General features: G+C 71.5%; 6 protein-coding genes. 1 reads left to right on the top strand and 5 read right to left on the bottom strand.

Annotation, left to right across the window (positions count from 1 at the left end; genetic code table 11):
- On the bottom strand, positions 1–3,000 hold a 3,000-nt coding region (locus tag E1218_RS11940; RefSeq protein WP_132319297.1), incomplete at its 3' end, for an error-prone DNA polymerase.
- Between the two features lie 64 nt (positions 3,001–3,064).
- Between E1218_RS11940 and E1218_RS11935 the strand changes: the two genes are divergently transcribed.
- Positions 3,065–3,400, top strand: a complete 336-nt coding sequence (locus E1218_RS11935; RefSeq protein ID WP_132319295.1) for a hypothetical protein — start codon at positions 3,065–3,067, stop codon at positions 3,398–3,400.
- Between the two features lie 15 nt (positions 3,401–3,415).
- Here E1218_RS11935 and E1218_RS11930 read toward each other — a convergent pair whose 3' ends face one another.
- The 4 genes from E1218_RS11930 to E1218_RS11915 all read right to left on the bottom strand — a co-directional run bounded on the left by E1218_RS11930 (position 3,416) and on the right by E1218_RS11915 (position 12,663).
- Positions 3,416–5,683, bottom strand: coding sequence for a penicillin-binding protein (locus E1218_RS11930; protein WP_132319293.1), 2,268 nt, complete (start codon positions 5,681–5,683; stop codon positions 3,416–3,418).
- Positions 5,684–5,692: 9 nt separating this feature from the next.
- Positions 5,693–11,206 (bottom strand): ATP-binding protein, encoded by a 5,514-nt coding sequence (locus E1218_RS11925; RefSeq protein ID WP_132319291.1) that lies wholly within the window; start codon positions 11,204–11,206, stop codon positions 5,693–5,695.
- Between the two features lie 125 nt (positions 11,207–11,331).
- Entirely contained in the window at positions 11,332–12,225 is an 894-nt protein-coding gene (locus E1218_RS11920) for an LLM class flavin-dependent oxidoreductase (protein ID WP_132319289.1), read from the bottom strand.
- 33 nt (positions 12,226–12,258) lie between these two features.
- Positions 12,259–12,663 carry a Rieske (2Fe-2S) protein gene (locus E1218_RS11915; RefSeq protein ID WP_233712179.1) on the bottom strand — a complete coding sequence of 135 codons (405 nt, stop codon included), beginning with the start codon at positions 12,661–12,663 and terminating at the stop codon, positions 12,259–12,261.
- Between the last annotated feature and the right edge of the window lies 1 nt (position 12,664).

Genomic DNA, 12,664 nt, shown 5'->3' with positions numbered 1-12,664 from the left:
CCCGGCGGCGGTGATGCCGGCGAGCTGGCCAGGCCGTTCCTCGGCGGCCCTGCCGGCCTCCCACAACGCCTGCCGGCGGTCGAGCCCGAAACAGTCGAAGGCGCCCGCGGTGGCCAGCGCCTCCACCTGCGCGGCGGTGATCCCGGTCCGGCGGACGAGGTCGGCCATCTCCGTGAACGGCCCGTTGCGCTCGCGTTCCTCGACGATCAGCTTCGCGCCCTTCTCGGCGACCGTGCGCACCTCCGACAGTCCCAGCCGGACCGCGAACGCGCCGTCGCGGCGGTGGGCACCGGTGTCGAACGGCGCCTTCGGGTCGAACGGCCCGACCAGCGGCTGCGGGTCCACCAGGCACACCGGGTCGCCGGTCGGCCCGGTGAGCTGCTGTCCGTCGACCAGTTGCTCGAGGCCGGCGTCGACCCCCGAGAGGTGCAGGTCCGGCCGGCGGACCTCCACGCCGTGGCGGCGGGCGTCGGCGACCAGGGACTGCGGTGAGTAGAACCCCATCGGCTGGGCCCGCAGCAGCGCGGCCAGGAACGCGGCCGGGTAGTGCAGCCGCAGCCACGTGCTGGAGTAGACCAGCAGGGCGAAGCTGATCGAGTGCGACTCGGCGAACCCGAAGTTCGCGAAGGCTTCGATCTTGTCGTAGATCTCGTCGGCCAGGTCGCCGGTGATGCCGTTGCCGGCCATCCCGGCGTACAGCTTCTCCTTCAGGGACGAGATCTTCTCGATCCCGCGTTTGGACCCCATCGCGCGCCGGAGCAGGTCGGCCTCGTCGCCGTCGATCTCGCCGACCGCCATCGCCATCTGCATCAGCTGCTCCTGGAACAGCGGCACGCCCATGGTCCGCTCCAGCACCGGCCGGAGCTTCGGGTGCAGGTAGGTGACCGGCTCCGCCCCGGTCCGGCGCCGGATGTACGGATGGACCGCACCGCCCTGGATCGGGCCGGGCCGGATCAGCGCGATCTCGGTGACCAGGTCGTAGAACCGCCGCGGCTTCAACCGCGGCAGGGTCGCCATCTGCGCCCGCGACTCCACCTGGAACACCCCGACCGAGTCCGCCCGGCACAACTGGTCGTAGACGCCGGCCTCCTCCTTCGGAATCGTGTGCAGCAGCCACGACTCCCCCACGTGCTCGCGGACCAGGTCCATGCAGTACTGCAGCGCGGCCAGCATCCCGAGCCCGAGCAGGTCGAACTTCACCAGCCCCATCCACGCGCAGTCGTCCTTGTCCCACTGCAGGACCGTGCGGTTCTCCATCCGGGCGTGCTCGATCGGCACCACCTCCCCCACCGGCCGCTCGGTCAGCACCATCCCGCCCGAATGGATCCCCAGGTGCCGCGGGAACTTCAGCAGCCCGGTCGCCATCTCCACCACCCGTGGCGGGATGTCGTGCTCGGTCGAGGTGATCTCCGGGCTCCAGCCGTCCACCTGCTTCGACCACGCGTCCTGCTGGCCGACCGAGTACCCCAGGGCCTTGGCCATGTCGCGGACGGCGGACTTCGGCCGGTAGCTGATCACGTTCGCCACCTGGGCCGCGTTCCGCCGGCCGTACTTCGCGTAGACGTGCTGGATCACCTCCTCCCGGCGGTCGGAGTCGAAGTCGACGTCGATGTCCGGCTCCTCCGTCCGGGTCGAGGCGAGGAAACGCTCGAACGGCAGGTTGTAGAGGATGCTGTCGACCGCGGTGATCCCGAGCGCGTAGCAGACCGCCGAGTTCGCCGCGGAGCCCCGGCCCTGGCAGAGGATCCCGTGGTCGTGCGCGAACTTCACGATGTCCTGGACGATCAGGAAGTACCCCGGGAAGCCCTTCTCCTCGATCACGTCGAGCTCGCGCTCCAGCCGCTCGTACGCGTCCGGGCGCTCCGCGCGCGTCCCGTACCGCAGGGCGGCGCCCTCGAAGGTGAGGTGCCGCAGCCAGGACATCGGGTCGTGGCCGTCCGGCACGTCGCGCAACGGCAGCTTCGGCTTCGCCCGGGCCAGGTCGAAGGCCAGCTGGCCGGCCAGCGTGACCGACCGCGACACCGCTCCCGGGAACTTCCGGAACCGGGTGGCCATCTCGGCTCCCGACCGCAGGAACGCCATCCCGGCCGGCGGCAGCCAGCCGTCCATCGAGTCCAGGTCCCGCCGGGCCCGGACGGCGGCCACCGCGGCGGCCAGCTTGTGCTGCGCCGGGGTCGCGTAGTGAACGTTGTTGGTGGCAACCACCGGGAGCCCGCGGTGCGCGGCCAGCCCGGCCAGCACCCGGTTCCGGGTCGAGTCGGCGGGCAGGAGGTGGTCGATCAGCTCGACCACCACCCGGTCCTTGCCGAACAGACTCGTCAACCGGTCGAGCTCCCGACCGGCGGCAGCCGGGCCGTCGGCGAACCCGCCGAGCTCCAGCGCCTGCCGGACCAGCCCCTTCCGGCACCCGGTCAGGATCAGCCAGTGTCCCTTCCCCGCCTCGGCCAGCTCCTCCAGGTCGTAGACCGGTTTGCCCTTCTCACCGCCGGCCAGCTGCGCCTCGGTGATCGCGCCCGCCAGTCTGTGGTACCCCTCCTGGCCCTCCGCGAGCACCAGCAGGTGACTGCCCTCGGGGTCGGCCACACCGTTCTGCGGGCCGGTCAGGCCGAGGGAGAGCTCCGCCCCGAACACCGTGGGCAGCGCGTACGCCGCGGCCGCCTCGGCGAACCGGGCCGCGCCGTAGAACCCGTCGTGATCGGTCAGCGCCAGCGCGTGCAGGCCCTGCCGGACCGCGGCCTCGACCAGCTCCTCCGGCTGCGACGCGCCGTCCAGGAAGGAGAAGTTCGAGTGCGCGTGGAGCTCGGCGTACGGCACCGCGTGCTCCGGCCGGCGGGCGGCCAGGGCCTGGGGCGGCACGTACGGCCCGCGGTGTTGCGACCACGCCGGGCTGTCGCCGCCGTCGGCCGTCACCGGACGGTCACCGTGGCTGCCCGGCCGCGACCGGTTCGACAGTTTGCGCTCCAGCTCCGACCACTTGACCGGCGGATTGTTGTAGCCCATCGCACACACCTCCCGTCGACCACAAGACTAGAACATGTGTTCGAAGTAGCGCTAATCTGAAGCCATGCTTGGGCGGTTCACGGTGCGGCCTCTCGACGACGGATCGAACAGATTCGGCGTCTGGGACGGCGCGGTCAACGGGTGGCGGGCAACAGACATCGACGACGAGACGGAGGCACACCGGATAGCCAGCGATCTCGACGTCCAGTACGACGCTCACGGTCCGCGACCGGCCGACGCGATCCGGAAGGTGAATCCGACCCAGGCGGTCCAGCGGGCGCAGTGGCACAACGGCGAGCTCGACGTCTGGATCCGCGACAACGGCGAGTGGCTGGGCCGCGTCCGGGACAAGAACGGCCGGGTCACCTGGATCCCCGGCAGCGACCTGCGCCCGCTGTAGCCGCTGTGGGAGCCCTCAGTCCCCGTCGGAGAGGTAGACGGTGATCAGGGAACCCTCCGGGGCACCCTCGCGGGCTCTGGGGTCGGTGTAGGCGACGGTGCCCTCGTTCTCCGGGGAGCGGACCCGGTCGTCGGCGATGACGACGTCGAAGCCGGCCTGCCGCAGCTTGTCCTCGGCCTCGTCGGGGTTCAGCCCGTGGATCGGCGGGATCTCCTGGCGGTCGCCGTCGGCCGTCGTCGGCCTGGGCGCGACGAAGCGGCGCAGCGACATCCCGTCCAGGGCGCCTTCCATCGCCGTCCGCCAGAGCGGGCCGGCGGTGCCGGAGCCGGTCGGGTCGGAGATGTCGCGGCCGTCGAGCGTGTGCCGGTACATCAGGTTCGTGTACGGCAGGTTGGCGTCGGCCACCACGGCGGCCGCGGCCAGGTTCGGCGCGTAACCGGCGTACCAGACCGCCTTGTTCTCCTGGATCGTGCCGGTCTTGCCGGCCAGGTCCCAGTTGCCGAAGTTCAGCCGGCCGCCGGTGCCGCCGGGCTCCATCACCGCGCTGAGCACCCGGTTCACGCCGTCCGCGACCTCAGGCTTGAGGGCCTGCTTGCACTCGATGCCCGGCGTCTTGATCGGCCGGCGGGACTTGTCCAGGACGGCGGTGACCAGCAGCGGCTTGCAGTACTTGCCGCGGGCCGCGAACGTCGCGTACGCGTTCGACAGCATCAACGGCGTCACGTAGCCGACGCCCAGCGTCATCGAGATCACCTGGTCGAGCGGCTCCAGGGTCTGGCCGTTGTACATGCCGAGCGCCTGGGCGGTCTTGGCGATCGCGCACAGGCCAACCCGTTGCGACAGTTGCAGGAAGTACGTGTTCGTCGAGTACCTGGCCGCCTCGACCATGGTCAGGTTGCCGCCCTGGGTCGAGTTCTGCGGCGTGTAGTCCGGGTCCCTGGTCCAGCCCGTGCAGGTCCGGAACTTCTTCCCGCTGAGGTTGATCTGCTGCGGCGAGTTGATCCGGTAGTCCAGGGGGATGCCCTTGGAGATCGCGGCCGCGACCGTGAACGCCTTCATCGTCGAGCCGTTCTGGAAGCCGCCGAACCCGCCGGGGTAGGACTTCTCCACGTTGTAGTTGTAGGCGGTCTGGAAGGAGCCGCGGCCGTACGGCCGGCTCTGCACCATCGCCTTCACCAGACCGGTGCCGGGCTCGACGACGGTGATCGCGGCGACCGCGCTGTCGGTCCGCTTGGAGTGCTCGTCGATCGACGCCTGCGCGGCCTTCTGGATCCGCCGGTCGAGCGAGGTCGTCACGGTCAGGCCGCCGGTCTTGAGGTAGTGCTCGCGGTCCTTGACCGTCCGGCCGAGGGCCGGGTTCTGCAGCAGCTTCGAGACGACGTACTCGCAGTAGAAGGGGTACTTCGAACTCGCGCAGCCGTTCGGGACCTTGAGGACCCTGTCCGGGTCGATCACCGGGGTCTTGAGCGCGACGTTCGCCTGGTGCGGCGAGATCACCTTCAGCTCGAGCATCCGCCGGATCACCACGTCCCGGCGGGCCTTGGCCCGGGCCATGCTGTTGGTCGGGTCGTACCCGGTCGGGTTCTTCACCAGGCCGGCCAGCAGGGCCGCCTGCGGGAGGGTGAGGTTCTTGGCCGTGGTCCGGAAGTAGTGCTGCGCGGCCGCCTGGACGCCGTACGCGCCGTCGCCGAAGTTCACCACGTTCAGGTACCGCTCCAGGATCTCGTCCTTGGAGTACTGGCTCTCGACCGCGATCGCGTACCGCAGCTCGGTCAGCTTGCGCTCGTACGTGACCGCGGTGGCCCGGTGCCGCTCCTCGGCGGTCTTGGCCTTCTCGACCAGGCTGAGCTTCACGTACTGCTGGGTGATGCTCGACCCGCCCTGCTGCACGTCGCCCGCGGTCTGGTTGCGCAGCATCGCCCGCAGCGTGCCCTTGAGGTCGAGGGCGCCGTGCTCGTAGAACCGGGAGTCCTCGATCGCCACGATCGCCTTGCGCATGATCGGGCTGATGTAGCTCAGCGGCACCGGCAGCCGGTTCTGCTCGTACAGCGTGGCGATCACGGTGCCGTCGGCGGCCAGGATCCGGCTGCGGACCGCGACCGGCTCGATCTCCAGCTCGCGCGGCAGCGTCTGGACGGTCTCCACGACCTTCTCGCTGCCGACCCCGGCCAGGCCGGCGAACGGGACCGCCAGGCCGGCCGCCAGCGCGCCGGACATCACGCTCACGGCGAGAAAAGTCACCAGTGCGCGCGTCTTGCTGCGACCGCCCCTGTCGGTGCGCATACCTCCAGGTTAGAGGGGTCCGTCGTCACCGGCCAGGCGACCGGCGAGTGCCTCGATCAACCGGGGGCGCAACTCGGTCGCGCTGATCACCGCGTCGACCGACCCGACCTCGACGGCTCGCTGGATACTGTGCACCCGGTCGAACCCGGTCGCGACCTCGCCGAGCTTCTCCGCCCGTACGGCGGTGCGCACCTCGGCCAACTCGGTCGCCAGGGCGGCCCGCTCTGCCCCACTCGCCTCCCGGACCCGCTCGGCGAGCGTCGCGACCCGCGGGTCGGAGGCGGTCCGCGCGTCCACCTCGCCGGCGAACACGACCGCGGCCGCCGGCGCACCGCCGATCACGGACGCGAACGAGCCCTCGACCGCGAGGACGGTCATCGACGGGTTCAGCGCCTTGGAGAACACCACGAACGCGCCGCCGTGGTAGCGCGACACCACGCAGAACACGATCGGGCCGGAGAAGTTCACGATCGCCCGGCCGATCTCGGCGCCGTACTCGAGTTGCAGGTTGCGCATCGAGTCGGGTGAGCCGTCGAAGCCGGACAGGTTCGCGAGCACGACCAGCGGCCGGTTCCCGCTGGCCGCGTTGATCGCCCGGGCCGCCTTCTTCGACGACCGCGGGAACAGCGTGCCGGCGGTGTAGGTGTCCGGGCCGTCGGTCGGCGGGAAGCCCCGGCGTGGCACCGACCGGGACTCGATCCCGAGCAGGCAGACCGGGTACCCGCCGAGCCGGGCGTCCTGCACGACCGCGGTGTCCGCGTCGGCCATCCCGGCCCAGCGCTCCAGCACCGGGTGGTCCTGGTCGGTGACGGCCCGCATCAACGTGCGGATGTCGAACGCCTTCTTGCGCTCCGGGTTCGTCGCGGCCGAGAAGATCTCGCCGACCGTGCGGAAGTCGCTGCCCGCGACGTTGTGCGGGTACGTCGTGACGTCGCGGTCCACCGGGTCCGACGTCTCGGCCCGGCGCGGTCCGCTCTCCCCCGGAACGACGTAGGTGTGGTCGTAGTGCGCCATCAGCACGTCCCGGGCCCCCTTGAGGTCGGGCGCCCAGTACTGCGCCTGGCCGTTCGGGCCCATCACCCGGTCGTAGCCGCCGATGCCGAAGTTGTCCTCCGCGGACACCCCGCCGGAGAAGTCCAGCGACTGCTTGCCGGTGAGCACCATCGCGCTGTCCGGCGTCATCACCAGGATGCCCTTGGTGTGCATCAGCATGGTCGCCTCGGCGTTCCAGTACGGCTGGGCGCCGACGTTGATGCCGGCGACGACGATGTTGATCTCGCCGCCGTCCTGGGTGAACTCGACGATCCGCTTCAGCGCCTTGGCCACCCAGTCCATGTTCTCGGTGCCGGAGTCCATCGAGATCCGGGCGCCGGCGGACAGCGAGTACCACTCGACCGGCACCCGCATCCGCTCGGCCAGGTCGAGCGCGGCGATGATCCGGGAGCACTCCGCCTCCGCGACCGCGCCGAGCGCCATGGTCGGGTCGCCGCTGAGCACCACCCGGGTGACGCCTTCGGGGTACCGGGTGGTCGGCGTGGTGACCACGCCGGCGATCAGGCCGGCCTTGTTCAGCCCGCGCGGCCGCTCGACGGGCACGAGCGCGCCGGTGTCGTCCAGGTCGTACTCCGTCCAGGTGCCACCCGGCCCGGCCACCATGCCGGCGACCTCGTAGGGGTAGACGGTGTTCCGGCGACGGGACCGCTGGACCTTCTGCGCGTAGTCGTCGAGCGGCTTCAGCCGCTCGGTCGGCGGCTGCTCCACCGACGTGACCACACCCGCGCCGTGCTGGTAGTAGAACCGCGCGGCGAGCAGGTTGACCGAGCCGTCCGGGGTCGCCACCCGGCCCTGGACGAGGACCTCCTCGATCCCGGCCCCCGCGGTCATCGGCGCGATGTTGCGGCGCAGCGCGGTGAGCTCGTCGACCTGGGCGTCGATCTGCGGCCAGATGTGCACCCAGACGTGGTTCATGTCCAGCTTGGCGCCGGCCGCGCCGCGCTCGGTGCGGGCCCGGCGGATCGCCTCCAGGCAGTTCGCGATCGCGCGCTCCGCGTGCGGCAGCGAAGTGACCTGCCCGTCCTCGTCGCGGACCACCGCGAACTGGCGGACCTGGGCGAGCGCGACCAGCCGCTGGTCGGCCTCGTTGTCCCGGGCGACGCAGTGGTAGAGCAGCACGTCCTCGGGCGCGTCCAGCCGGGTGATCCGGAAGTCGTACAGCCGCCACAGCGTCAGCCGCCGGCCGACCATCGGGTGCACGCCGCGGACGTTGTCGTCCTCGGTCATCGACCCGGCCGCCGGGCGGTAGGTGAAGTACCAGACCGGGCGGCCGTCACCCCGGGCGACCGCGACGGACAGGCGGCGTACTTGCTGGGAGACCGGCAGAGCGGTGACCAGGTCGCGCAGGTGGTCCGACGCCTCCTGCAGTCCTTCGGGAATGTCCGGGCCGTACAGGTACAGCTCGGCGACGGCCTCGCGCCCGGCCGGCCGGGCGTCCACCTGCGCGGTCAGCGCCTGGACGAGCCCGCTGTCCGGGTCGGCCAGCTCAACCACCGCGCCGACCGTGGTGACGAGGTGGCTCAGCCGGTCGTCGATCGAGTAGTCGGCGGTCGCGAACGGCCGGCCGTCGACCGCGAAGTCGCGCAGGTCGTGCAGTTCGTACTCGCGGTAGTGCCGGCGGATGAGCACCTCGAGCATCGGCTCCTGCTCACCCCAGCCGTGCTCGAGCCGCTGCGCCAGGAAGCGGACGATCGGCTCCGGGATTGACGCCAGCGCGTCGATCCGCTCCTTGCGGTTCGGCGCCTGCGGGTCCGCGGACAGGGCCGCGACCTCGTCGCCGACGCCGGCCAGCACAGAGGCCCGCTCGGCGTCCACCAGCGGCTGGTCGTACCAGCGGAACCGGACGCTGCGGGCCAGGTCGCCGATCACCGGGAAGCGCAGCTGGGTGGCCACCACCAGCCGGTCCAGCAGCTCGTGCGCGCCGTCGTCCAGCGTGGCGGCCGGCCGCGGCTCGGCGATCCAGCGCTGCAGCACCGCTGTCACCAGCAGCACGTCCGGCGTGGACCGCTGCTGGGCGAGGAAGATCCGGAAGACGGCTTCCTCCAGCTCGGTACTGCGCTCGAAGTCCGTCACCCCGTAGTGGCCCAGCACCCGGGCGAGCCGCGTACGGAACTCCGCCGGCAGACCGCCGCGCTCGGGGTCCAGGCTCTGCAGGTAGGTGTGGAAATGCTCGCGCGGGCTGTGCACCCGGTTCTCGGTGCTGATCTCCTCGCCGGCCGGCCGGTTGCGGCTCAGTTCGACGAAGTCCGCGAACACCTGCAGCAGGTCCATCTCGGCCGACACCGGCGGCTGCGGCAGCTCCGCCCGCGCCGACAGGTAGTCGGCGAGCATGCCGCCCTCGTCCTGCGGGTCGATGTCGAACCCGAGCAGCATGCTGCGCAGGTCGTCCAGACCCCGCTCGACCCGCTCGGCCGCGGACTTCTCTCCCGACCCGTTCGGCAGATCCAGCCGTACGCCGTTGTCCACCGGTGCGGCCTCTTCCGCACCGGCCTCGTCGTCGACCGGCTCCAGCCGGACCAACGGCGCACCCGTCTCCACCTGGCTGCCGGCGGCGACCAGCAGCTCCTTCACTGTGGCCTTGAACGGCGCGTTCAGCACCGTCTCCATCTTCATGCTCTCCAGCACGAGCACCGGGGCACCGGACTCGACCACGCTCCCGGCCTGGACCGGTGTCGCGACCACGAGCGCCGGCGCGGGCGAACGCAGTACGCCGCCCTCGTCGCGGCTGACGCGGTGGGTCACACCGTCGACCTCGACCAGGTGGACCGGGCCGTGGGTCGCGGTGACCAGGCGGAAGCGCTGACCGCCGACCACGAGCCGGCTGCTGTACGAGTCCAGCCGCTCGAGCTCGGCGTCGACGGCCTTGAACTCGGTGCCGTTGCCGACGCCGACGCGGAACCGGTCCGGGCCGATCCGGGCGACGGTCACCCGGTACCCGACGCCGCGGAGCTTCAGGTCGATGGCCCGGCCGACCTCGTGCTGCACCTGCGGCCGGCCACCGTGCGCGGTCTCCAGCAGCCGGGTCCGCTCGACCTGCTCGGCTTCCTCGTACCCCTCGATCGCGGCCGCGACGAGCGCGACACCCGAGTGCCGGTGCGAGACCAACCGGCCCTCGCCGCGGACGCGGTCGATCCAGCCGGTGTCGGCACTGCCGTCGATCACCTCGGGCTGGTCCAGCAGCTCGAGGATGAAGCTCTTGTTGGTGGTGCCGCCGTCGATCAGCACGGTGGTCGCGGCGACCGCCCGGCGCAGCCGCGCAAGCGCCTCGTCGCGGGTCCGGCCGTAGGCGATGATCTTCGCGATCATCGAGTCGAAGTCGGCCGGGATGCTGTCACCCGCGCTGACGCCGGTGTCCACCCGGACGCCCGGTCCGGCCGGCAGGTCCAGGACGGCGATCCGGCCCGGGGACGGCGCGAAGTCGCGGTCCGGGTCCTCGGCGTTCAGCCGCGCCTCGACCGCGTGCCCGGTCTCGACCGGCTTGATGCCTTCCAGCCGACCGCCGGCGGCGACGTGCAACTGCGCCTTGACCAGGTCGAAGTCGGTGGTCAGCTCGGTGATCGGGTGCTCGACCTGCAGCCGGGTGTTCACCTCCAGGAACGCGAACGCCTTGTCACCCGGGTGGTACAGGAACTCGACCGTCGCCGCACCGCGGTAGCCGACCGCGAGCGCGAGCCGCTCGGCCGACGCCTTCAGGTCCTCGACCTGCGACGAGGACAGCAGCGGGGACGCGGACTCCTCGATCACCTTCTGGTTGCGCCGCTGGACCGAGCAGTCCCGGACGCCGAGCGCCCAGGCCGTGCCCTGGCCGTCGGCGATGACCTGCACCTCGACGTGCCGGGCGCCGGTGACCAGGCGCTCCAGGAAGACCACGCCGCTGCCGAACGCGCGGGCGGCCTCCTCGCTGGTCCGCGCGTACGCGTCCTCGAGCTCGTCGGCCGACCGGATCACCCGGATGCCGCGGCCGCCGCCGCCCGCGGTCGCCTTCAGCATCAGCGGGTAGCCGATCGACTCGGCTGCCTCGAGGGCCGCCGGCAGCGACTCGACCGCGCCGCGGCTCCATGGCGCGACCGGTACACCGACCTCCTCGGCGATCAGCTTGGAGCCGATCTTGTCGCCCAGCTTGCGCATTGCCTCCGGCGGCGGACCGATGAAGGTCACGCCGATCCGCTCGCACAGCTCGGCGAACGCCGGGTCCTCGGCGACGAACCCCCAGCCGACCCAGGCGGCGTCCGTCCCGGTCTCGCGCAGGGCGCGCTCGAGCACCTCGAGATCCAGGTACGGCCGGGCAGACGCCGGGCCGAGCGGGTAGGCGATGTCGGCCTCGCGGGCGAACGTCGCGGTCCGCTCACCCTCGGTGTACAGCGCGATCGTCTCGATCGGCTCGCCGCCCTCGGCGTTGAGCTCACGCACCGCGTTGATCAGCCGCATCGCGGCCTCGCCCCGGTTCACCACTGCGATACGCTTGTACATCGACCGCCTCCGTGTCTCACCCTGCGTTGTGCTCCTGGGATCGCCAGTCGCTGGCACAGGTTTTCAGCCCGGGAGCCCTACCGTCGAGTCGCCCCCCTTTTCCGGAGCGCCGTCACGCCTGGTAGTCAGCCCGTCAGTCCGTCCAGCAGCGCCTTCGTCGCCGGTACGACGTCGGTCGCGAACCGGGTGATCTGCGTGAGGTCGTGGCGCTCCGGCCAGAACACGAACGTCCGGAACGGCTGTTCGGTCGCCAGCCGGGCGAAGAACGCCGCCCACTGGTCCGGCGTACCGCGCACCGGAGCGTCCCCATGGGTGGTGTCGGTGTCGCCGGGTGCGTCGGTGATCGTGCCGACGACCTGGGCGATCCGGAGCACGGCCGCCGGATCGCGGCCGGCCGCTTTCGCCGCCTCGTCGATGATCGCGTTCGCCCCGGCCCACTGCTCGTACGGCAGATACCTCGGGATCGGGGCGGCCCAGCCGTCGGCCAGCCGGCCGGTGAGCCGCATCGACTTCGGCCCGACCGAGCCGACCCAGATCCGGATGTCGTGCGGCGGCCGGGGCCCGGGGCGCAGGTCCAGCGAGTAATACTTGCCGTTAGCAACCACCCGGTCGGGCTCGGTCCACAGCCGCCGCAGCAGCGGGATGCCTTCCTCGAGTGCCTCCAGGGCCTCGGCCGGTGTCCGGGCCGGGCCGCCGATGCCGGTGATGCCGCGCGGAAACCCGCCCGCTCCGAGCCCGAGCTCGAACCGCCCGCCGGACAGGACGTCGAGGGCCGCGGCGGCCTGCGCGAGCATGCCCGGCGGGCGCAGTGGCAGCGGCGCCACGTCCGGGAAGAACCGCAGCCGCTCGGTCCGGGCCAGCAGGTCCCCGATCAGCGTCATCGCGTCGATCTGGCTCGGCGCGTACGGATGGTCCTGGACCGCGACCAGGTCGAGCCCGCCTTCCTCCGCCGCCGCGACCAGGTCCCGGTGCAGCCCGATCTCCGGCGTCGGCGTCACCTGTACTCCGAATTCGACCATGCCGGAAGGATGTCAGTCGAAGAGCACTCGAAATCAACCGAGCCGGATGGAGTCACCGGTGACGGTGATCCGTTGCGGGGCCAGCGGCTGCTGCGCGGGATCCTTCACGACCGACCCGTCGGTGATGTCGAACTTGCTCCCGTGACAGGTGCAGTTGATGGTGCCGCCCTCGACACTGGCGACCTGGCACCGCTGATGCGTGCAGACCGAGGTGAACGCCTTGAACGTGCCGGCGGTCGGCTGCGTGACCACGACCTGGGCGTCGCCGACGATGACTCCCCCGCCGACGGGGACGTCGGCGGTCTTCGCGAGCACGGCGTTCGCCGGCGCCGACGTGGCCGGCGCGTTCTGCGGTTCGCCGTAGGTGCTGCAGCCGGAGACCGCGGCGACGGCCGCAGCACCCGCGGCGAGGACGGTACGGCGACTCGCTTCGTCCACG

Origin of the sequence: Kribbella turkmenica (assembly GCF_004348725.1) — a bacterium.
In the GTDB taxonomy this organism is placed as follows: domain Bacteria; phylum Actinomycetota; class Actinomycetes; order Propionibacteriales; family Kribbellaceae; genus Kribbella; species Kribbella turkmenica.
Note: the sequence above shows the minus strand (reverse complement) of the source record. Positions and strands in the feature narration are given on the sequence as shown.